Here is a 22694-nt window from a genome sequence, read left to right as displayed (position 1 = left end):
CCTCCGGGGCGGGTCAGGCCCCGAGGCAGGCTCGCACGGCGGCCGTGAGCCGATCGCCCCGGTCGTCGTCGACACCGCCCATCTGGTTGACGACGTACGCGAAGCCCACCTGGTAGGCGTCGTCGCCGAAGGCCAGGTGGCCGCCCGCACCGTCGTGGCCGAAGCTGAGCGCGCCGAGCAGGGGGCGCGCCGGCGGGGAGTCCAGGAGGAAGCCGGTTCCCCACCGCTGGCCGGTGTCGGCCGGCCCGTACCGCTGCTGGCCGGCGACCCGGGGGAGGGTCGCGTCGTAGACCGAAGCCTTGGTGAGCAGGCGTTCGGTGCCGACCGGGGACACCGTGGCGGCGTAGAGGCGGGCGAGGCTCTCGGCGGTGCTGACGGCACCGGCTCCGGGTATCCCGGCGGCCTGGATCACCGGGTCGTTGAAGCTGACCAGACCGTCGTGGTCGGCGGGGAAGGCGAAGGCGCCGCCCATGGTGAGTCCGCTCTCGGCGACCGGGTGCATGGGCACCGAGGAGCCGGCCGGCGGCGCCAGCATCCAGGCCACCGAGTCGCGCTCCTCGTCGGGAAGACCGATCCAGGTACGCAGGCCGAGCGGCGCGGCGAGTACGTCGCGGAAGAACGCGCCGGGCAGCTGACCGGTGATCCGGTGGATCACCTCGCCGATCAGCCAACCGTAGGTCATCGCGTGGTAGCTGTGCGCGGTGCCGGGCGCCCACAGTGGCGTCTGCGCCTCGATCGCCTCGATCACCGGCTTCCAGCCGACGACGTCCTCGCGGGTGAGGGGCCGGTCCAGGGCTGGCAGGCCGGCCTGGTGGGTGAGCAGCCAGCGCACCGGGATGGCCGCCTTGCCGTGCTGACCGAACTCGGGCCAGTACCGGGTGACCGGCGCGTCCAGGTCGAGGCGGCCCTGCTGGACCAGCAGGTACGCGCAGATGGCCAGGATCCCCTTGGTGCAGGAGAAGACGACCGCCGGGGTGTCAGCCTCCCAGGGGCGTCCCGACCGGGGATCGGCGAGCCCTCCGTACAGGTCGACGACCTTGCGGCCCCGGACGTAGAGGGCCACGGCGGCGCCGACCTCGTCGCGCGACGAGAAGTTGTCCCGGAAGATGTCGACGACCCGGCCGAAGCCCTCGTCGGCGTCCCCCCGGATCGATGGATGCGTGGTCACGCACTATCCCTTCAGCGACCCCTGGATCAGGGCCTTGATGAACTGGCGTTGGAAGATCAGGAACACGATGAGCGTGGGGGTGAGGATCAGCAGGGACCCGGCGCACAGCAGCACCAGGTCGGTCCCCCACTGGCCCTGGAACGCGCCGAGCGCGCCGGCCATCGTGCGTTTCGTGGCGTCGTCGACGAGCACGATGGCGAGCAGGAACTGGTTCCAGGTCCACAGGAACAGCAGGATGGTCAGCGACGCGATGGCCGGTCGGGCGAGCGGTACGTGGATGCGCCAGAACAACTGCCAGGTATTGCTGCCGTCGACTCGCGCCGCCTCGGAGAGTTCCTTCGGCACGGTGGTGAAGTGTGCCCGCATCCAGAACACCGAGAACGGCATGTACAGGCCGATCAGCGGCAGGATGATCGCCCAGCGGGTGTTGAGCAGGCCGAGGTCGCGCATCTGGTAATACAGCGGGGTGACCACGGCTTCGAGTGGCAGGGTCAGCCCGAGCAGGAGCAGACCGAAGGCGATCGGACCGCCGGGCACCCGCAGGTGACCCAGTCCGAACCCGGCCATGGTCGCGATGACCACGCCGATCGGCACGACCCCGACCACGATCAGCAGGCTGGACTGCAGCAACACACCCATGTTGGCGGCGGTGAACGCGGCGCCGAAGTTGCCCCACTGCGGGTCGGACGGCCAGGCCAGTCCGGTGGGGACGGTGCCGCGCGGCTGCAACGCCGCGGACAGCATGCTCAGGAACGGCAGGAGCGTGACGACGACGAGCGCGATCAGGAAGATCCGTCCGGTCAGGCGTTCGCCGCGGCTGGTGAGGTTCATGCCTTGTCCTCCCGGGTCAGCCGCTGGATCGGCAGCACGCACGCCAGCACCAGCACCATGAGCACCACCGCCAGCGCCGAGGCGAGTCCGACCTGCCGCTGGGAGAAGGCGAGCCGGTAGATCTCCAGACCGGGCACCGTGGTCTGGATGCCGGGCCCACCGCTGGTGGAGATGTAGACGATGTCGAAACTGGCGAGGGCGGCGATGATGGTCACGGTGAGGCAGACCCCGATCTCCTGGCGCAGGCTCGGCAGGGTGACGGCGAAGAACTCCCGTACGGGTCCGGCGCCGTCGATGCGGGCCGCTTCGTACAGCGCCGGGTCGATCTTGCTCATGCCCGTGACGAGCAGGATCGTGCACAGGCCGAGCATGACCCAGGTACCGATCACGCCCACCGAGGGCAGCGCCGTGTCGAACTCGCCGAGCCAGGCGCGGGTGATCCCGCCCAGGCCGACGGCCCGCAGGATCTGGTTGACCAGGCCGTCGGTGGACAGCAGCCAGGTCCACGCGATGCCGGCCGCGACCAGCGGGATCACCTGCGGCAGGAACAGCACGGTGCGCACGACGGTGCCGAAGGGGCCGGCGCTGAGCCGGCGGACGAGGCTGGCGACCAGCAGCCCCAGGCAGACCGGGACGAAGCTGAAGAAGATGATCAGGATGAACGCGTTCGAGATGATCTTCAGGAGGTCGCTGTCGGTGACCACGGTCAGGTAGTTGTGCAGGCCGACCCACTCGGCCTGACCGATGCCGTTCCAGCGGTACAGCGAGTACTGCACCGTGGTGACGAGCGGACGCAGGACGAAGAACCCGTACATGATCAGGGCCGGCAGGACCCAGAGCCAGCCGAGCCAGCCGGCCGTACGGCCCCACCGCTTCCGGTGGGGCCGTACGGGTGCCTGCCGATCCTCGCCGCCGGCCCGGGTCGGGGCGCCGGAGGGAGTGCTGCCGACGGCAGAGGTCATCGGGACAGTTCCTTCTCGTACTCGGCCTGGACCGCCTTCACGTACCCCTCGGGGGTCTGCTGCCCGGCGACGAGCTTCTGCATCTCCGGGGTGATCGCGGCGGCGAAGATCCCACCGGTCGCGTTCGCGGTGAAGTCGACCGCGCCGTTCTCGGCGCCGAGCTGCTGCGACGCCTTGAGCGTCTCGGACAACACGGTGCCCTCGGCGATGGTCGGGAGCGGCAGGTCGGACGGGCCACCGGGGTGCGAGCCGCCGACCGTCACCGAGATCTCCCGGGCCTTGGGGTCGGTGTGCGTCCAGTTGAGGAAGAACGCGGCAGCGTCCGGGTTCTTCGCCCGGGCGCCGACGCCGAACGTGTTCGGCGCCGACATCGCCACGTGCTTGCTGCCGGCGGCCTCGCCGGGGAACAGGAAGAAGCCCACGTTGCCGGCCATGTTCTTGTCGAGGTTGCCGGACTCCCAGTCACCGTTGAACATGAACAGGCCGTTGCCCTTCTGGAACTCGCCGACCATGGACGCGTAGTCCAGGGCGTTCGCGTCCTTCGGGAAGTAGCCCGCCTGCGCCCACCGCTGGATGGACTGGGTGGCCTTCAGCGCGGCGGGGGTGTCGAACGTCGCGCCCGGCTTCTGGAAGATCCAGTCGGCCACCTGGGTGGGGTCCCCGAACTGGTTCTGCAGCGCCTGGTGCGGGAAGTTGATGCCGGCGGTGTTCTTGTTGAACTGCATGATCGGCTGCACGTTGGCGGCCTTCGCCTTGGCCAGCAGTTCCTCGAACTCGGCGATGGTGGTCGGGGGCTTGGCCATGCCCACCTGCGTGGACAGGGTTTTGTTGTAGAACACCCCGGTCACGCTGTAGCCCAGGCCGAGCCCGTACAGCGAGCCCGAGCCCCGTACGGCGCCCCCGTCGGCGAGCCGTAGTTGGACGAGCTGCGAGGCCGGGAACTTGTCCCAGCCGTAGGCGGTCACGTAAGGGTCGAGGTTCTTCAGCAGGTCGTCCTTGACCAGGTCGACCATGGTGGGTAGCCGGATGATGTCGGGCGCGTTGTCCGAGGCCAGCACGCGGGGTGCGTTCTCGGTGATCACGGTGAACTGGTCCTCGCGGACGTTGAACTTCACGTTCGGGTGCTGCTTGGTGAACTCGTCCGCCAGCGCCTTGACCAGCGGGAAGCCGGTCTCCGCGTACAGCTCCAGGGTGATCGGCCCGGTGCCGAGTTCGGTGCTGACCGGGGCGTCGGACCCGGCCGACGACGGCTGGTCCGATCCTGGTGCGCTACAGGCGGTCATCACCAGGCCGGCGGTGAGGGCCGGCACCAGCAGTGCCAGCCGGCGTCGCGAGAACCTGGTCGAAAAATCCGGCACGTCAACCACTCCTTGATTCATGCCGCGTCACGCCGCCGACGGTCGGGCGGCACAGCCCCGACCGCCTCGCCCCGGTCGCGCGGCCGGGCCCGGGGGCCGCGACCACGTCGGCCGACACGATCACGGGAAAAGGGGGCTGTTTCCCTTCCGTAACGCTGAACGACGTCGCTAAAATGATTTAGCAGAGCATGCGCGCGGCCCATGAACCCTGTCAAGGATGAGATCTGTAACGACCTGGAAACGGCTCGGCCACACGGCCGAGCGCGCCCGTCGCCCGTCCCGGCTGCGCCGGACACGGCGACTCGCGGATGATGAATGAGATGTGGTGGCGCATGTGACGCACCGCGGATTCGGAGGAGTCATGGGCAGCAACAGGGCGACCCTGGCCGATGTCGCACGACTGGCCGGCCTGTCCAAGACCGCCGCCTCGATGGTGCTCAACGGGCGCGAGGGCACCCGGCTCTCCGCAGAGGCCCACCAGCGCGTCTTCGCCGCAGCCGAGGAACTCGGGTACCGACCCAACACGGCGGCGCGCAGTCTGCGCACCCGCAAGACCGCGACCATCGCGTTCGTCTCCGACATCGTCGCCACCACCAGGTTCGCCGGCGACCTGATCCGCGGCGCGCTGGACGCCGCCCGGGAACGCGACCACGTACTGCTCATCACGGAGACCCAGGGCGACGCGGCGTTCGAGCGGTACGCCATCGAGGCGATGCTCGATCGCCAGGTCGACGGCGTGGTCTACGCGGCGATGGCGACCCGTCGGCTCACGGTGCCCCCCGCCATCCTCGGCGGCCCGGTGGTGCTGCTCAACGCCACCAGCTCGGACGACCTGCCCTGCGTGCTGCCCGACGACGAGAAGGCCGCCGTGACGGTCACCGAGACCCTCCTCGCACACGGCCATCGCGACCGCATCGCGCTGATCGGCCGCAACCGGCTCAAGGAGGACGACCCCGAGGTCTCCATCGCCGCGCGGGCCCGCCTGCGCGGTATCCGCAAAACCCTCTCCGCCGCCGACGTCACCCTGTTCGCCGAGTGTCACTGCGTGGAGTGGCTACCCGAACACGGGTACGCCGCCATGTGCACCCTCCTGTCCAGGTCACCACGCCCGACCGCGGTCATCTGCATGAACGACCGCCTGGCCTTCGGTGCCTACCAGGCGCTCAACGAGGCCGGGCTGACCGTCCCCGACGACATCTCCGTGATCTCCTTCGATGACGATCCCATCGCCGCCTGGCTCCGTCCCAGCCTGACCAGCGCCGCCCTGCCGCACGAGCGGATGGGGCGCCGTGCCGTGGAACTCGTGCTCGACGGCGGCGCGGCCGGGCCGTCGTACGTTCCCATGCCGCTGCGTCGACGCAGGTCCACCGCCGCGCCGGCCGGCACAACCCACTCACCGAGGTAGGGGATGTGCTAGCTAAACCGATTCACTGGTAGGTTGCCGGCATGTTGCGATTGCCGGACCACTGGGTGTGGGACAGCTGGTACGTCCAGGACGACGACGGCCGGTGGCATGCCTTCTTCCTGCGCGCCTCCCGCGCCCTGCGCGACCCGAACCGCCGCCACCAGCGGGCCACGATCGGGCACGCCGTCTCCACCGACCTACGCGACTGGACCCTGGTCGCCGACGCGCTCGTGCCGGCCGACTCACCGGGCTGGGACGATCTGGCCACCTGGACGGGGTGTACCGTCCGCGGCCCGGACGGCCGGTGGCACATGTTCTACACCGGAGTCAGCCGCGCCGAGGACGGGCTGGTCCAGCGGATCGGTCGGGCGGTCTCCGACGACCTGACCACCTGGCACCGGCACGGCACCGAACCCGTCGTCGAAGCCGACCCGACCTGGTACGAGCTGCTCGACCGGGACATGTGGTACGAGCAGGCATGGCGTGACCCGTGGGTGTTCGCCGACCCCTCCGGGGACGGCTGGCACATGCTCGTCACCGCCCGCGCCAACCAGGGACCGGCGTCCGAGCGCGGCGTCGTCGGCCACGCGACCTCCCCGGACCTGGTCACCTGGACCGCCCGGCCGCCGCTGTCCACGCCCGCCGGATTCGGCCACCTCGAAGTTCCCCAGGTCGCCGTTGTCGACGGCCAACCCGTCCTGCTCTTCTGCACCAACGCCGTGGCGGACCCCCGCCTCGGCGACCAGCGAATCTGGGTGGTGGACGCACCGAGCGTGCGCGGCCCCTGGGACATATCCCGCGCGCAGCCGGTCGCGCACCCGCACCTCTACGCACCCCGCCTGGTCCCCGACGGGGACCGGGGCTGGGCGCTCATCGGATTCCTCGACCACGTCGACGGCACGTTCGTCGGCGAAATCACCGACCCCGTCCCGTTCCAACCCCCGTGGACGAGCCCGGACGCCGACACCGTGCGGGCCACCGTCGGCCACCGGCCATGAGCGCGGCACGGGAGCAGGGGGACGGATCCGTCAGCCCGGACCCGACACCGGTCACCGTCTTGGGCGAGGCGGTCGTCGACCTCGTACCGGAGCCCGACGGCCGGTACGCCGCACATCCGGGCGGCAGCCCCCTGAACGTGGCCGTCGGCCTGGCCCGACTGGGTGTGCCGACCCGGTTGCTCGCCCGGTTCTCGACCACGGCCCTCGGCCGCCGGCTGCGCGGGCACGCGGCGGCCAACGGCGTCGACCTCCGGTACGCCGTCGACGCCGAGGAGCCGGCGACGCTCGCGATCGTCTCCCTGGGCGCCGACGGCAACGCCGGGTACGACTTCTACGTCGAAGGCACGGCGGACTGGGCCTGGCGGCCGGGCGAGCTGGACGTCGCACTCGCCCGGCGGGGCATCGTGCACGCCGGCTCGCTGGCGGTGTTCCTGCCGCCCGGCGCGGACCGGGTCGGCGCCGCCCTGCGTGCCGCGCGGGACAACGGCATGATCGTCAGCCTCGACCCGAATGTCCGGCCCGGCCTGCTCGGCACCCCCGCCGAGGCCCGCACCCGGGTCGACCAGCTGGTGCGCCATGCCCACGTCGTCAAGGCCAGCGAGGAGGACATCGGCTGGCTCTACCCGGGGCGATCGCAGGAGCAGGTCCTCGATCACTGGCACGACCAGGGCGTGACGCTCGGCGTCGTGACCCTCGGCCCGCGTGGCGCCGTCGCCCGCTCGGGCAACCGGCTGCTCCGGCAGGCGGCCCCCGCCGTCGAGGTGGTCGACACCATCGGCGCCGGCGACGCGTTCACCGCCGGGTTGCTCGCCGTACTCTCCCGGTCCGGCGCAGGGCACGCCTGGCCGGACGACGAGATCGGCGCCGCCCTGCGGTACGCCGTCGCGGTGGCCGCCGCCACCTGTGCCCGCCCGGGAGCCGACCCGCCGCACCGGGACGAACTGCCCGGCCCTCCGACCGACTCGTCGGGGCGGGCAGCGGACGGGACGTACCGGTAACTTCCGTCCCTGGAGGCCGCCCTTATCCGTGTGTCGCGCGGAACCGCAGGGGCGCCGACGACGGGGGTCGGGAAACGCGGATGTTATCGATAACAATCGAATTGCGCATTGGTGTGCCGCTCCCGGTGGTGCGTTCGATCCAGGTCGGCATCAGCCCTGCGGAGCGGTCGATTCGGTCGTGCGGAAATGAGCCGGATCGGGTGTCGATCGTCGCGGCAGGTGGGGTGCGCGGTGCTGGCCGTGGCGCACGTCGGATTCCGTTCCGACCGGAAGGCCCTGGTGTCGGCTGCCGCGAGCGTTCGGCAGCGGGAGAAGCCGTCGGTCCTGGGCCGGTCGAGTGGTGCGGGGGAAATGAATCCCTGCGTACCTGAAACGAGGACGGTCGCGGCGGCCGGCGATCCTTGGTGTCCTCCAATCGCGAACCTGGCATCGCGCGAGGTGCCGCACTGGCGGGTCGATCGATTCGACCGCGATGAATAGCTGGTTTCGCCGATGTTATCGCTGACATCACGGACTGCCGACCGATGGTCGTGATTGGACAGCCGGGGTCGGCGGACCGCGCGGCGTGTCTCGTCGGCGGTGCTGTCGCTCGGTGTGGGCCACCCTGCCCGGCGAACGCGCATTCGCGGCGCCGGTCTGCGCGGCGGTCGACCCGGTCCCTCGGAAAGGGGACGGAACGGATCCTTTGCGCCGTCGCGATGTCGCTGCGCCCGAGTCGGGGCGACTGTTCGGCTCCGTTACGGAGCCGTTGCGTACAGATGTCTTGACGAGTTTGGATGTGAGCGTTAACACTATCCCCGTCAACGGTGGAGGTGAACATGAACCGTGTGGACGGAGCTGGCGACCGCTACGTCGTCGGTGTCGACTTCGGCACCCTGTCCGGACGAGCTCTCGTGGTCCGGGTGGGTGACGGCGCCGAGTTGGGGACCGCGGTGCACCAGTACGGCGACGGGGTCATCAGCGCGGCGCTTCCGACAGGCCGACCGCTTCCTCCGGACTGGGCTCTGCAGAATCCCGAGGACTACCGCGACGTGCTGCGGTACGCGGTCCCGGCGGCGGTGTCCGCCGCGAAGGTGGATCCCGCGGCGGTGGTCGGGATCGGCATCGACTTCACCGCCTGCACCGTGCTCCCGACCTTCGCCGACGGCACTCCACTCTGCGAGGATCCCGAGCTGCGCGACCGTCCACACTCCTGGGTGAAGCTGTGGAAGCATCACGCCGCGCAACCACACGCCGACCGAATCAACGCGTTGGCACACGAGCGTGCGGAGCCGTGGATCGGCCGGTACGGCGGCAAGATCTCAGCCGAGTGGCAGTTCGCCAAGGGCCTGCAAATGCTGGAAGAGGACCCCGAGGTCTATCACCGGGCCGAGCGCTTCGTCGAAGCGGCCGACTGGATCGTCTGGCAGCTCGGCGGCGCCGAAACCCGGAACGCCTGCACGGCAGGTTACAAGGGCATCCTGCAGGACGGTCGCCATCCGTCCCGGGACTTCCTGACCGCGCTCAACCCGGGTTTCGGCGACTTCGTGAGCAAGCTGGACGGTCCGTTGTCACCCCTCGGCGCCCGAGCCGGCGCGCTCACCGCCCGAGCCGCGGCGTGGACCGGCCTGCCGGAGGGGATCGCGGTGGCTGTCGGCAACGTCGACGCGCACGTCACCGCGGCGTCCGCGCAGGCGGTGAAGCCCGGTCGGATGGTTGCGATCATGGGCACCTCCACCTGTCACGTGGTCAACGGCGCACACCTCGCGGAGGTCGCCGGGATGTGTGGCGTCGTCGACGGCGGCATCAGCCCGGGGGCGTGGGGGTACGAGGCCGGGCAGAGCGGGGTGGGCGACATCTTCGGCTGGTTCGTCGAGCACGCGGCCCCGGCCGGCGTCGCTTCGCACGAACGTCTCACCGAACTGGCCGCGAGCCAGGCGGTCGGTGCGCACGGCCTGATCGCGCTGGACTGGTGGAACGGCAACCGCTCGCTGCTGGTCAACCACGACCTGAGCGGGATGATCGTCGGGATGACCCTGGCCACCCGGCCGCAGGACATCTACCGGGCGCTGCTGGAGTCCACGGCGTACGGCACACGGATGATCATCGAGGCGTTCGTGGCGTCCGGAGTGGCGGTGGACGACCTGGTCATCGCCGGCGGTCTCACCTCCAACAGCCTGTTGATGCAGATCTACGCCGACGTCACCAACCGGCCGCTGAACATCATCGGCTCCGCACAGGGGCCCGCGCTGGGATCGGCGATCCATGCCGCCGTCGCCGCCGGTGACTACCCCTCGATCCACGAGGCGTCGCAGGCGATGGGGCGGGTGCACGAGGCCGTCTACCGACCGGATCCCGAGCGGGTGCGTGCCTACGACGCCCTCTACGCCGAGTACCGGACACTGCACGACCAGTTTGGACGCGGCGGCAACGACGTCATGCTCCGCCTCCGGGCGATCCGCAACGCGGCGGTCGATGCCGCCGCCGTCACGCCCGAGACCGCGCTGGAGGTGATCCGATGAACGACGAGGTGGACCGACAGATCGGCGAGCTGCGGCAAATCGTCGCCCGCCTGCATACTGAGTTGACCCGATATCGCCTGGTCGCCTGGACGGCCGGCAACGTCTCCGCGCGGGTCCCCGGCCGGGATCTGATGGTGATCAAGCCGAGCGGAGTGGGCTACGACGAGCTCTCCGCGGAAACCATGGTGGTGTGCGACCTCGACGGCGTACTCGTCGAGGGGGATCTGGCGCCGTCCAGCGACACCGCCGCCCACGCCTACGTCTACCGGGCGATGCCCGAGGTCGGCGGGGTCGTCCACACGCACAGCTCGTACGCCACCGCCTGGGCCGCGAGCGGGGAGGCGATCCCCTGTCACCTCACGGCGCAGGCGGACGAGTTCGGAGGAGAGATCCCGATCGGCCCGTTCGCCCTGATCGGTGGCGACGACATCGGCAAGGGCATCGTCAGCACGCTCGTCGGGCACCGCTCGCCCGCGGTGTTGATGCGCAACCACGGCGTGTTCACCATCGGCCGCGACGCCCGCGCGGCGGTCAAGGCGGCGGTCATGTGCGAGGACGTGGCCCGTACCGCGCACCTGGCCCGCGCACTCGGGCAGCCGGTGCCGATCGCGCAGGCCGACATCGACGCCCTCTACCACCGGTACCAGAACGTCTACGGCCAACAACCGGCGCCACCGGCGGATTCCTGACCGCCCCGCGGTCGGGTCGAAAGCCCGCCGGTCTGCACCACGGAGTTACCAGCACGCACCAGCCGCGTATGCCACTTCCCGCACGTCGGCGGTAGGCGCGGTGCATCCACCACACCGAGCCCAAGGAGATCCGATGAGAAAGATGCGAACGCACTCCGCTGCATGGCGTACCGCCTCGGTCGTCGCCAGTGTGCTGCTCGTCGGCAGCATGGCGGCCTGCGGCAACAGCGACACCGGCGGCGGGTCCACCGACGACGGCAAGATCACGATGGGCTTTTCGCAGGTCGGCGCGGAGAGCGGTTGGCGGACCGCGAACACCACCTCGATCAAGGACGCCGCTGCTGCCGCCGGGATCGACCTGAAGTTCGACGACGCGCAGCAGAAGCAGGAGAACCAGATCAAGGCCATCCGCAACTACATCCAGCAGAAGGTCGACGTGATCGCCTTCTCGCCGGTGGTGGAATCCGGGTGGGACACCGTGCTCAAGGAGGCCAAGGACGCCGGCATCCCGGTCATCCTGACCGACCGCTCGGTCGACTCGGCCGACAAGTCCCTCTACAAGACCTTTCTCGGCTCGGACTTCGTCAAGGAGGGCCGGCTCGCCGGGGAATGGTTGGTCGAGCAGAAGAAGACCGCCTCGGGCCCGGTGAACATCGTCGAGTTGCAGGGCAGCGCCGGTGCCGCGCCCGCGAACGACCGCAAGAAGGGCTTCGCCGAGGCAATCGCCGCCAACCCGAACCTGAAAGTCATCGCTTCACAGACCGGTGAGTTCACCCGGGCCGGCGGTAAGGCCGTGATGGAGCAGTTCCTCAAGGCGAACCCGACGATCGACGTGCTGTTCGCGCACAACGACGACATGGGGCTGGGCGCGCTGGAGGCGATCACCGCCGCCGGCAAGGTGCCCGGCAAGGACATCACCATCATCACCGTGGACGCCGTCAAGGACGGCATGCAGGCCCTCGCCGACGGCAAGTTCAACTTCATCGCCGAGTGCAGCCCGCTGCTCGGCCCACAGCTCATGGACCTGGCGAAGAAGGTCCACGCAGGCGAGGCGGTGCCGGCTCGAATCGAGACCGAGGAGACCACCTTCACCTCCGAGCAGGCCAAGGCGGCACTGCCCAACCGCAAGTACTGACCGACGCCGGGGTCGCCGCGCCTGCGTGGCGGCCCCGCTGCGTCACCCCCTTACCCGCAACGGACCGGGCGTGGCCCGCGATCACCCTCGTACCACGCCCGCCCGGGCGATCCGCAGCGACGACCGGGCGGGCGTACGGGAGCGCAGCGGCCCTTCCCTGTCGACAACCCAGAAGAGGTCTGATGGGATGACGGATAGCCGTCCGGTCCTGACGATGACCGGGATCGCCAAGTCCTTTCCCGGGGTGCGCGCACTCCACGACGTCAACTTCCGGCTCTTTCCGGGCGAGGTGCACGCCCTGATGGGCGAGAACGGCGCCGGCAAGTCGACCCTCATCAAGGTGCTGACCGGCGTCTACGACACCGAGGAGGGCGCGATCACGCTCGACGGCGAGCCGGTGTCCTTCAGCGGGCCGATGCAGGCGACGGCCGCCGGTGTCAGCACCGTCTACCAGGAGGTCAACCTCTGCCCCAACCTCTCGGTCGCGGAGAACATCTTCATCGGACGCGAGCCCCGCTTGCTCGGAGCCGTCCGGTGGGGTCACGTCCGCCGCCGCGCCCGCGCGCTGCTGGCCCGCCTCGACCTCGATCTCGACGTCAGCGCGCCGCTCGGGACGTACTCCCTCGCCATCCAGCAGATGGTCGCCATCGCCCGGGCGATCGACATCCGGGCCCGGGTGCTGATCCTGGACGAGCCGACCTCAAGCCTTGACGCCGGCGAGGTCGCCCAGCTGTTCCGCATCATGCGGCAACTACGCGACGAGGGCATCGCGATCGTGTTCGTGACCCATTTCCTCGACCAGGTCTACGGCATCGCCGACCGGATCACCGTGCTGCGCAACGGCGGGCTGGTCGGCGAGTATCCGACCGCCGAACTGCCCCAGCTCACCCTCGTCGAGAAGATGATCGGCAAGGAACTCGACGTACTCGACGGGATCGAGGAGCACTCGCGGCGCGACGTGGCCGCCCGACAGCATGGCAGCCCGCTGCTGGCGGTGTCGAGGCTCGGGCGCTCGGGGGCGGTCGAGCCGTTCGACCTCACCATTCACGCGGGGGAGGTGGTCGGACTGGCCGGGCTGCTGGGCTCCGGCCGTACCGAGGTGGCCCGGCTGTTGTTCGGTGCCGACCGGGCCGACGGTGGTCAGGTCGCGGTGAACGGAACATCGAGCAGTCTGCGTACCCCCGCGCGGGCGATCGAGCAGGGCGTGGGCTTCTGTTCGGAGAACCGCCGCGCAGAGGGCATCGTCGCCGACCTGACGGTCCGCGAGAACATGATCCTCGCCATGCAGGCCGCCCGCGGCTGGCTGCGGCCGATCCCTCGTCGCAGGCAGGACGAGCTGGTCGAGAAGTACGTCAAGGCGCTCAACATCCGGCCGTCCGACCCGGAGGTGCCGGTACGCAATCTCTCCGGCGGCAACCAGCAGAAGGTGCTCCTGGCCCGGTGGCTGATCACCGAGCCACGGCTGCTGATCCTCGACGAACCGACCCGGGGCATCGACATCGGCGCGAAGACGGAGATCCAGAAGCTCGTGGCGCAGTTGTCCGACGGCGGCATGGCGGTGCTGTTCATCTCCGCCGAGCTGGAGGAGGTGCTGCGCCTCAGCCACAAGGTGGTGGTGATGCGTGACCGGCAGATGGTCGCGCAGCTCGCCAACGACGACAGCCTCGACGCCGATCGCATCATGCAGACCATCGCCAACGGGTCCCACCGGGAGGAGGCAGACCGATGAACGCCACCATGGGCCGCTACCGGACGATGATCGGTCACCGGCTGTTCTGGCCCGCCGCCGTGCTGGTCGTCATGTTCGCCGCGAACACGATCTACCGGCCGGGGTTCCTGTCCATCGAGCTCAAGGATGGGCACCTGTACGGCGCCCCGATCGACATCCTGCGGCTGAGCGCGCCGCTGATCCTCGTCGCCCTGGGCATGACCCTGGTCATCTCGACCGGGGGAATCGACCTGTCGGTCGGCTCACTGTGCGCGATCAGCGGCGCGATCGCCTGCATGTACATCAGCCGGCAACCCGACCAGAACAGCCTCGCCGTGGTGCTGACCGCCCTCGCGATGGCCTTCGGGGTCGCGCTCGTGCTCGGCGCCTGGAACGGGGTGCTGGTCGCCGTGATCGGGATCCAACCGATCATCGCCACGTTGATCCTGATGGTGGCCGGCCGAGGGCTCGCGCAGCTGATCACCGAGGGCCAGATCATCACCATCAACTCCGAGCCGTACCGGGCGATCGGGCTGGGCCACGTGCTGACCCTGCCGCTGGCCATCTTCATCGCGCTGGCGGCGGCCCTGCTCGTCGCCGCGTTCACCCGCCGCACCGCACTGGGCATGATCATCGAGTCGGTGGGCGGTAACGCCGAGGCCAGCCGCCTGTCCGGCATCCGCTCCGGCCGGGTCGTGTTCCTCGCGTACGTGCTCAGCGCCGGCTGCGCCGCGATCGCCGGTTTCATGATGACGGCGAACGTCTCCAGTGCCGACGGCAACGCCGCCGGACTCTGGGTGGAGCTCGACGCCATTCTCGCGGTAGTCATCGGCGGCACGTCCCTCGCGGGCGGCCGGTTCTTCCTCAGCGGCACCATCCTGGGCGCGCTGATCATCCAGACCCTGACCACCACGGTGTACGCCATGAACATCTCACCGCAGACCTCGCTGCTGTTCAAAGCGGTCGTCGTGATCGCCGTCTGTCTCATCCAGGCGCCGGCCTTCCGCGCTCGGTTCACCCGTCGCAGGACCGGCGCGCCACCGCCGAGCACCATCGCCGCCAAGTCGAAGGAGCAGGTGACGGCATGACCACCGGATCGATCACCGCGCGTCCGTCCCGGATCCGGCTGCCGAGGCGACAGGTGCCGGTCCTGGCCACGCTCGCCCTGCTGCTGGTCATGTACGGCATCGGCGTGTCCCAGTACCGGGCGTTCTCCAACGTGCAGGTCATCTTCAACATCTTCATCGACAACGGTTTCCTGCTCGTTGTCGCGGTGGGTATGACCTTCGTGATCCTCACCGGCGGTATCGATCTGTCGGTCGGTTCCGTCGTCGCCATGACGGCGATGGTGTCGGCCTGGCTGCTCCAGGAGGGCCTGCCGGCGGGGCTCGTCCTCGTCATCGCGCTGCTCATCGGTCCGACGCTCGGCCTGCTGATGGGCTGCGCCATCCACTTCTTCGAGATCCAGCCGTTCATCGTCACGCTCGCCGGGATGTTCTTCGCCCGGGGGATGTGCACGTCCATCTCCGGTTCGTCCATCCCGATCACCGATGGGTTCTGGACCAGGATGTCGCAGGAGCGGATCGGTGATCCCCGCGGAAATTTCGTCTCGATCAGCGTGCTGATCACCCTGGTCGTGGTGGCCATCGCCGCGTACACGCTGGCCTACACCCGGCTGGGACGAAACGTGTACGCCATTGGCGGTAATCCACAGTCGGCGCTGCTCATGGGCCTGCCGGTGGGGCGGACCCGGATCGCCGTCTACACGATCAGCGGCCTGTGCTCCGCGATCGGCGGGATCCTGCTGTCCTTCTACACCCTCTCCGGCGCGCCACTGATCGCCGTCGGGATGGAGTTGGACGTCATCGCCGCGGTCGTCATCGGTGGCACCGTGCTCACCGGCGGCTCGGGCTACGTCTTCGGCACGGTGCTCGGCGTGCTGGTCCTGGGTGTGATCCAGACCCTCATCACTTTCGATGGAAGTCTCAGCTCCTGGTGGACCAAAATTGTGATCGGGGGTCTGCTCTTCGTGTTCATCCTCTTCCAGCGAATCATCGGCATCCGTTACAAGTGACCGTCCCTCTCGCGGAAGGCAGCCCCATGGCATCACACACCGAACCCGAGGTCTGGTTTCTCACCGGCAGCCAAGGCATGTACGGCGAGGACACTCTCCGGCAGGTGGCCGAGCAGTCACGTCTGATCGCGGCCGTGCTTGACGAATCGCCGCAGATTCCCGCCCGGGTGGTCTGGAAGCCGGTCCTGACCAACAGCGGCGAGATTCTGCGGGTCTGCCGCGACGCCGCCGCGCAGGGCGCGATCGGGGTTGTCGCGTGGATGCACACCTTCTCGCCGGCGAAGATGTGGATCGCCGGCCTGGACGCGTTGCAGACACCGCTGCTGCATCTGCACACCCAGGCCAACGTCGTGCTGCCGTGGGCCGACATCGACATGGACTTCATGAACCTGAACCAGGCGGCCCACGGCGACCGCGAGTTCGGCTACATCCAGACCCGTCTCGGTGTGGCCCGCAAGACCGTGGCCGGGCACGTCAGCGACCCGCGGGTGACCGCCCGCGTCGGGGCGTGGGCCCGTGCCGCGCTCGGCTGGTCGGCGATGCGGTCGCTGCGCCTGGCCCGCTTCGGCGACAACATGCGTGACGTCGCGGTGACCGAGGGTGACAAGGTCGAGGCGGAGCTGCGCTTCGGGGTGTCGGTCAACACGTACGGCGTCAACGATCTGGTCCAGGTGGTCGGTGAGGTCGCCGACGCGCAGGTGGACGAGCTGGTCAAGGAGTACGAGGACACCTACCGCATCGTCGGTGAGCTGCTTGCCGGAGGCGAGCGGCACGACTCGCTGCGGTACGCCGCACGCCTGGAGCTCGGCATGCGCGCCTTCTTGGACGCGGGCGGGTTCCGGGCCTTCACCACGAACTTCGAGGACCTCGGCGGGCTGCGCCAGTTGCCCGGCATCGCCGTGCAGCGGCTGATGGCGGACGGCTACGGTTTCGGCGGCGAGGGTGACTGGAAGACCTCCGTGCTGGTGCGGACCCTCAAGGCGATGTCGGTGGGTGTGGATGGCGGTACGTCGTTCATGGAGGACTACACCTACGACCTCACCCCGGGCGAGGAGTTGGTACTCGGTGCGCACATGCTCGAGGTCTGCCCGACCATCGCGTCCGGGGTGCCGAACGTGGAGATCCACCCGCTGACCATCGGGGGCAGGGAGGATCCGGTCCGGCTCGTGTTCGACGCCGCGCCGGGCCCGGCGGTGGTGCTCGGGCTGGCCGACATGGGGGAGCGCTTCCGGCTCGTGGCCAACGAGATCGACGTGGTGGCTCCGCCGCAGCCGCTGCGCCGGCTACCGGTCGCCCGCGCCGTGTGGCGCCCGAGGCCCGACCTGCCCAGCTCGGCGGAGGCGTGGATTACCGCTGGCGCACCGCACCACACGGTGCTGTCACAGGCGGTCGGAGTGGAGGAGTTGCACGACCTGGCGCAGATGAGCCGGACCGAACTGGTCGTCATCGACGCCGAGACCGAGCCCCGCCGGTTCGCCGACGAGATCCGCTGGAACCAGGCATACTACCGGCTGTCCCGCGGCCTCTGACCGGCCCGGCCACGCCGCATCCGTGACGGGGTGGTCCGCCCCTGCCCGCGTCCGGCGGGCGGGGACGGGCCGCCCTGCCCGCGTCTCGGCACGACTGTGGACCGCTTGTGTTACGTCTTGACTACGAGCGTGTTATCGCTCACAGTCTATATCTGAGACGGTCGATATTCGTGGCTGGTTCACCCGTGGTCATGTCTCTCCTCGTGCGCGACAGCAGAGTGTGGCGGAGTGCGATGGATGATGTTAGCGATCACAAAGGGCATGCTTCGCCAGCCTCGCGCCGCCGCCCGGTGCGGTGGACACCGACTCAGACCGTTCGGTTCGCGTCGTCAGAGGAGGATCATGGTTGCCATCGATCGGGTTCCCCGGGTAGCGCCACCAACGCGGCGGCGTGGGTGGTTGTCGCGGGTCGCCGCGGCAGCGGTTGCGACGGTGGTGGGCGGAGCGGTGGCGGCCGTCGCCCCGACACCCGCCTCGGCCGCGACGGTCGACACCAATGCCTGGTACGTGTTGGTGAACCGCAACAGCGGTAAGGCGCTGGACGTCTACAACCGGGCGACGACCGACGGTGCGCGGATCACCCAGTGGGCGCGTAACGACGGCGCGTGGCAGCAGTGGCAGTTCGTGGACTCCGGTGGGGGCTACTACCGGTTGAAGTCGCGTCATTCGGGCAAGGTGCTCGATATTTACAACTTTTCCACCGCGAACGGCGCGGCGGTGGTGCAGTGGGCCGACGGCAACGGGACCAACCAGCAGTTCCGGTTGGCGGACTCTGCCGGCGGCTACGTCCGCCTGATCAATCGGAACAGCAACAGGGCGGTGGAGGTGCAGGGCGCGTCGACCGCCGACGGCGCGAACGTGGTGCAGTACGACGACTGGGGCGGCAACAACCAGCAATGGCAGCTCGTACCCGTCGGCAGCGGCAATCCCGGAAACACCCCGTACTCGAATCCGGTCGTGTGGCAGGACTTCGCCGACGTCGACATCATCCGGGTGGACAACACCTACTACATGTCGGCGTCCACCATGCACTACTCGCCGGGCGCACCGGTGCTGCGCTCGTACGACCTGGTGAACTGGGAGTTCGCCGGTCACTCCGTGCCCCGGCTCGACTTCGGGTCGAAGTACGACCTGAACGGCAGCCGGGCGTACGTCGACGGAATCTGGGCCTCGACGTTGAATTACCGTCCGAGCAACCGGACGTTCTACTGGGCGGGGTGCATTGACTTCGTGCAGACCCACATCTACACCGCGACCGCCGTCGACGGCGCGTGGAACCGGCACACCACCATCAACAACTGCTATTACGACGCCGGAATGTTGATCGACGACAACGACACCATGTACGTGGCGTACGGAAACGGCACGATCAGCGTGGCGCAGCTCTCCGCCGACGGGCGTAGCCAGGTCCGTGCCCAGCAGGTGTTCACCACTCCGTCGAGCGTCGGAACTCTGGAGGGAGCGCGTTTCTACAAGCGCGGGGGCAACTACTACATCTGGCTCACCCGACCGGCAAACGGGCAGTACGTCCTGAAGTCGACCAACGGCCCCTTCGGCCCGTACGAGATGCGCCAGGTGCTGCTCGACATGCCGGGGCCGATCTCCGGCGGCGGTGTGCCACATCAGGGTGGGCTGGTGCAGACCCAGAACGGCGACTGGTACTACATGGCCTTCGTGGACGCCTATCCGGGCGGCCGGATGCCGGCTCTGGCGCCGATCACCTGGACCGGCGATGGCTGGCCCGTGGTGCAGACGGTCAACGGCGCCTGGGGTAGTTCCTACCCCGCACCGAACCTGCCCGCACCGCCTCGGGTGGTGAAGCCACTGACCGGCACCGACACTTTCGCCGGCACCACTCTCGGCCCGCAGTGGGAATGGAACCACAACCCGGACAACACCAAATGGTCGGTCAACGACGGACTGCGCCTGCAGACCGCCACCGTCACCGGCGACCTGTACGCCGCACGTAACACGCTGACCCATCGCATCCAGGGCCCCAGTTCCACCGCCACCATCGAACTCGACTACTCCACCATGCGCGATGGTGACCGCGCCGGGCTGGCGGTGCTGCGTAACTCGTCGGCCTGGATCGGAGTCCGTCGTAACAACGGCACCACCCGACTGGTCATGCAGAACGGCCTAACGATGGACAGCAACTGGAACACCACCAGCACCGGTACCGAGGTGGCCGGCGCCGCCGTCTCCGGTGGCCGGATCTGGCTGCGCGCCAACGCCGACATCAGACCCGGCGCCGGCCGACAAGCAAGCTTTTCCTACAGCACGGACGGAGTCACCTTCACCTCACTTGGCAATTCCCTGACCCTGGCCAACAACTGGCAGTTTTTCATGGGCTACCGATTCGCGATGTTCAACCACGCCACCCAGTCGCTCGGTGGCGCGGTCACCGTACGCCGGTTCAGTCTGACAACCCCATGACACCACGTGAGCAGCGATTGATTTGATCGCTGGCGCGGAGAACCCCGTGCCTGCCGGGCGAGTGCCGGTGTGCCGCCGCGTCGTGTCTGTCGCCGGCCTGCTCCACGCTCCGTCCACGGGAGTGTGGAGCAGGCCACGGTGCGCGGGGCGCACGCGGTCGTCTGCGTACCCGGCGCGCGGTGATCGCTCCGTGCGACCGTGCCCTTGTTTCGCCGATCCGACAAAGCGGTACCGCGTCCGAGTCGTTGGCTGACGTAGACTGCAGGCCATCCAGCGCTGGTCACCTGGGATTGCGCACCGGCGTGGTGACCGAGCGAGGAGGATCGGGCCGAACCGCTCCAGTCGACGTCGACGGGCCGCGGGCCGGCGATGTGGTGGGGGGAGCGAAATGGCCGTCCACGGTCCTGCCATGACGGACGTTGCTCGTCTGGCCGGTGTCTCACATCAGACGGTGTCGCGGGTGCTCAACGGGCACCCCAACGTCCGTGAGCAGACCCGGCTGCGGGTGCGAGCGGCAATCGCCCAGCTCGGCTACCGTCCCAACGGCGCGGCACGTGCCCTGGTGACCGGCCGATCGCAGGTCATCGGCGTGGTCGCGCAGAACACGACGCTCTACGGTCCGGCGTCGTTGCTGGCCGCGTTGGAGCAGACCGCTGCGGCGGAGGGTTTCGCGGTCAGTATGGGCAGCGTGCAGAGCCTCGACCATCGTTCCATCTCGGCCGCCGTCGAGCGGCACCTGTCGCACCGGGTCGCGGGCATCGTGGTCATCGCGCCGGTCGAGTCGGCGGGTGAGGCGCTGGAGCGCCTGCCCAAGGATGTTCCGCTGGTCACGGTCGACGGTGACCCGAGTCGGCCGGTGCCGTTGGTGACGGTCGATCAGGTGGCGGGTGCCCGAGCGGCGACCCAGCACCTGCTCGACGCCGGGCATCGCAGTGTCTGGCACGTCTCAGGGCCGTCCGACTGGTTCGACAGTGTCGGCCGGATCGACGGCTGGCGGGCGGCGCTGCTGGCTGCCGGGGTGGATCCACCGCCGCTGCTGCCGGGGGACTGGTCCGCGGCCTCGGGTTACCGGTGTGGGCAGATGCTGGCGCGGATGCCGGAGGTCACCGCGGTTTTCACCGCCAACGACCATCTCGCGCTCGGCGTGCTGCGGGCGTTGCACGAGTTCGGCCGGCGGGTGCCGGACGAGATCAGCGTGGTCGGCTTCGACGACGTGCCGGAGGCCGCGTACTTCATCCCGCCGCTGACCACCGTCCGGCCGGACTTCGGCGCGGTCGCGCGGGCGAGTCTGCAGATGCTGCTGGCGCAGATCGAATCGGGCACCGGCGGTGCGTTGCGCCAGACCATCGCCCCGGCCCTGGTCTCCCGGGACAGCGTCGCCCCACCGCGTCGCTGATCGCAGGCGGCCGGAGCCCGGCACCGACGTTCGCGTCCTCGACCGGCCCCCGCGTCGCCGCCAACTGCCGGTCGGCCAGGCGGCGGTGGGTCACCGACGCCGACGGCACCGGCTGGGGCCCACATCGACGGTGGTGAGCGGCTTTCCGCGTCCGGTCCGAGGTCGAGTAGCAGTCCCGCGCACTGCTCGTCGGGACACCTCCGTTACGAGACCGTGACACCGGTATTTCGGAACAAGTGTTGACGTTCACTTTGTGAGCGCTAACGCTACCCGGAAGGCGACAGTCGGCCCGGCAGTCGGCGGAGAGGTCAAAAAGGAGAAACTCATGGGCAAAAGGTTCCTGGTTGCTCTCGGCAGCGCCGTGCTGGCGATGAGCCTGGCAGCGTGCAGTGGCGAGGGTGCGGGCGGCGGCGGTGACACCGGCGGGGACAAGCCCGGCGACCTGACCATCGGCGTCTCGATGCCGACGCAGACCTCGGAGCGGTGGATCGCGGACGGCAACGCGGTGAAGTCGAAGCTGGAGGCAAAGGGCTACAAGGTCGACCTCCAGTACGCCGGCGACGACATCCCCACCCAGTCGCAGCAGGTCGACCAGATGATCACCCAGGGCGCGGACGTCCTGATCATCGCGGCGATCGACGGCACGTCGCTCAGCGGACAGTTGCAGGCCGCCGCCGACGCGAAGATTCCCGTCATCTCCTACGACCGGCTGATCCGCGGCAGCAAGAACGTCGACTTCTACGTCAGCTTCGACAACTACAAGGTGGGCGTCGCCCAGGCCACCGCGCTGCTGGTCGGCCTCGGCCTGCAAACCAGGGATGGCGCGAAGGGTACGGCCCAGGGCCCGCTGAACGTCGAACTCTTCGCCGGCTCGCTCGACGACAACAACACCCAGTACTTCTTCGGCGGCGCGATGGACACGCTGAAGCCGTTCGTCGAGGCCGGCACGCTACGGGTGAAGTCGGGCCAGACCGCTGTCGAGCAGGTGGCCATCCTGCGCTGGCAGCAGGGAACCGCGCAAACGCGGATGGAGGACCTGCTCACCTCCAGCTACAACGACGGCGCGCGGGTCGACGGGGTCCTGTCGCCGTACGACGGCATTTCCCGCGGCATCATCACCGCCCTACAGAACGCCGGCTACGGCGCCGCGGGTAAGAAGATCCCGGTGGTGACCGGCCAGGACGCGGAGATCGCCTCGGTCAAGCTGATCAACGACGGCGTACAGAGTTCCACCGTCTTCAAGGACACGCGTCTGCTGGCCGACCAGGCCATGCTCGCCGCCGAGGCGTTCCTTCAGGACAAACAGCCACAGGCCAACGACACGCAGACGTACAACAACGGCGTCAAGGTCGTCCCGGCGTACCTGCTGCCGATCGCCACCGTCTACAAGGACGACATCAAGGCCACCCTGATCGATTCGGGCTACTGGACGGCGGAAGAGGTCGCCGCGGGTCAGGCCAAGAAGTAAGCCATCCGTCGGGCTCGGCGACGATGACCGAGTCCGAC

General features: G+C 69.0%; 17 protein-coding genes. 13 read left to right on the top strand and 4 right to left on the bottom strand.

The annotated features are described in order from the left end of the window. Positions 1 to 13: 13 nt before the first annotated feature. From ACWEFB_RS22700 to ACWEFB_RS22685, 4 genes are read right to left on the bottom strand one after another with little or no spacing between them, the layout of a single operon-like run. Positions 14 to 1168 (bottom strand): serine hydrolase domain-containing protein, encoded by a 1155-nt coding sequence (locus tag ACWEFB_RS22700; RefSeq protein WP_452288337.1) that lies wholly within the window; start codon positions 1166 to 1168, stop codon positions 14 to 16. 3 nt (positions 1169 to 1171) lie between these two features. Continuing rightward, positions 1172 to 1999: a carbohydrate ABC transporter permease gene (locus ACWEFB_RS22695; RefSeq protein WP_326559330.1), complete on the bottom strand. Its 828-nt coding sequence runs from the start codon at positions 1997 to 1999 to the stop codon at positions 1172 to 1174. Next, positions 1996 to 2961: a carbohydrate ABC transporter permease gene (locus ACWEFB_RS22690; protein WP_326559329.1), complete on the bottom strand. Its 966-nt coding sequence runs from the start codon at positions 2959 to 2961 to the stop codon at positions 1996 to 1998. The genes ACWEFB_RS22695 and ACWEFB_RS22690 overlap by 4 nt, the downstream gene beginning before the upstream one ends. Beyond that, entirely contained in the window at positions 2958 to 4319 is a 1362-nt protein-coding gene (locus tag ACWEFB_RS22685; RefSeq protein ID WP_452288335.1) for an ABC transporter substrate-binding protein, read from the bottom strand. Before ACWEFB_RS22685 ends, ACWEFB_RS22690 begins: the two co-directional genes overlap by 4 nt. A 361-nt stretch (positions 4320 to 4680) precedes the next feature. Between ACWEFB_RS22685 and ACWEFB_RS22680 the strand changes: the two genes are divergently transcribed. The 13 genes from ACWEFB_RS22680 (at position 4681) to chvE (ending at position 22656) form a co-directional block, all read left to right on the top strand. Then, positions 4681 to 5724, top strand: coding sequence for a LacI family DNA-binding transcriptional regulator (locus ACWEFB_RS22680; RefSeq protein WP_326559327.1), 1044 nt, complete (start codon positions 4681 to 4683; stop codon positions 5722 to 5724). A 41-nt stretch (positions 5725 to 5765) separates the two neighbouring features. Next, a complete protein-coding gene (locus ACWEFB_RS22675; protein ID WP_452288332.1) occupies positions 5766 to 6722 on the top strand; it encodes a glycoside hydrolase family 68 protein in 957 nt (318 codons plus the stop codon). After that, the gene (locus tag ACWEFB_RS22670) at positions 6719 to 7720 is read left to right on the top strand and encodes a carbohydrate kinase family protein (RefSeq protein WP_452288330.1); all 1002 of its coding nucleotides are present in this window, start codon (positions 6719 to 6721) and stop codon (positions 7718 to 7720) included. Before ACWEFB_RS22675 ends, ACWEFB_RS22670 begins: the two co-directional genes overlap by 4 nt. Positions 7721 to 8538: 818 nt before the next feature. After that, positions 8539 to 10221, top strand: coding sequence for a ribulokinase (araB, locus tag ACWEFB_RS22665; protein WP_452288328.1), 1683 nt, complete (start codon positions 8539 to 8541; stop codon positions 10219 to 10221). Next, positions 10218 to 10910 carry an L-ribulose-5-phosphate 4-epimerase gene (locus ACWEFB_RS22660; RefSeq protein ID WP_452288326.1) on the top strand — a complete coding sequence of 231 codons (693 nt, stop codon included), beginning with the start codon at positions 10218 to 10220 and terminating at the stop codon, positions 10908 to 10910. The genes araB and ACWEFB_RS22660 overlap by 4 nt, the downstream gene beginning before the upstream one ends. A gap of 142 nt (positions 10911 to 11052) precedes the next feature. Then, complete coding sequence (locus ACWEFB_RS22655; RefSeq protein ID WP_452288494.1) at positions 11053 to 12045, top strand: ABC transporter substrate-binding protein; 993 nt, start codon at positions 11053 to 11055, stop codon at positions 12043 to 12045. Between the two features lie 187 nt (positions 12046 to 12232). Beyond that, positions 12233 to 13774 carry a sugar ABC transporter ATP-binding protein gene (locus ACWEFB_RS22650; RefSeq protein WP_452288324.1) on the top strand — a complete coding sequence of 514 codons (1542 nt, stop codon included), beginning with the start codon at positions 12233 to 12235 and terminating at the stop codon, positions 13772 to 13774. Further along, positions 13771 to 14841, top strand: a complete 1071-nt coding sequence (locus ACWEFB_RS22645; RefSeq protein WP_452288322.1) for an ABC transporter permease — start codon at positions 13771 to 13773, stop codon at positions 14839 to 14841. The genes ACWEFB_RS22650 and ACWEFB_RS22645 overlap by 4 nt, the downstream gene beginning before the upstream one ends. Then, complete coding sequence (gene yjfF, locus ACWEFB_RS22640; RefSeq protein WP_452288320.1) at positions 14838 to 15827, top strand: galactofuranose ABC transporter, permease protein YjfF; 990 nt, start codon at positions 14838 to 14840, stop codon at positions 15825 to 15827. Before ACWEFB_RS22645 ends, yjfF begins: the two co-directional genes overlap by 4 nt. Before the next feature lie 26 nt (positions 15828 to 15853). Next, complete coding sequence (araA, locus tag ACWEFB_RS22635) at positions 15854 to 17356, top strand: L-arabinose isomerase (RefSeq protein WP_452288318.1); 1503 nt, start codon at positions 15854 to 15856, stop codon at positions 17354 to 17356. 342 nt (positions 17357 to 17698) lie between these two features. Then, positions 17699 to 19792: an RICIN domain-containing protein gene (locus tag ACWEFB_RS22630; RefSeq protein WP_452288316.1), complete on the top strand. Its 2094-nt coding sequence runs from the start codon at positions 17699 to 17701 to the stop codon at positions 19790 to 19792. 409 nt (positions 19793 to 20201) lie between these two features. After that, entirely contained in the window at positions 20202 to 21188 is a 987-nt protein-coding gene (locus tag ACWEFB_RS22625) for a LacI family DNA-binding transcriptional regulator (protein ID WP_326559315.1), read from the top strand. A gap of 325 nt (positions 21189 to 21513) precedes the next feature. Continuing rightward, complete coding sequence (chvE, locus tag ACWEFB_RS22620; protein WP_452288313.1) at positions 21514 to 22656, top strand: multiple monosaccharide ABC transporter substrate-binding protein; 1143 nt, start codon at positions 21514 to 21516, stop codon at positions 22654 to 22656. Positions 22657 to 22694: the final 38 nt, after the last annotated feature.

It is taken from the genome of Micromonospora sp. NPDC004704 (genome assembly GCF_053601675.1).
This window is presented reverse-complemented; position numbering and strand designations above follow the sequence as displayed.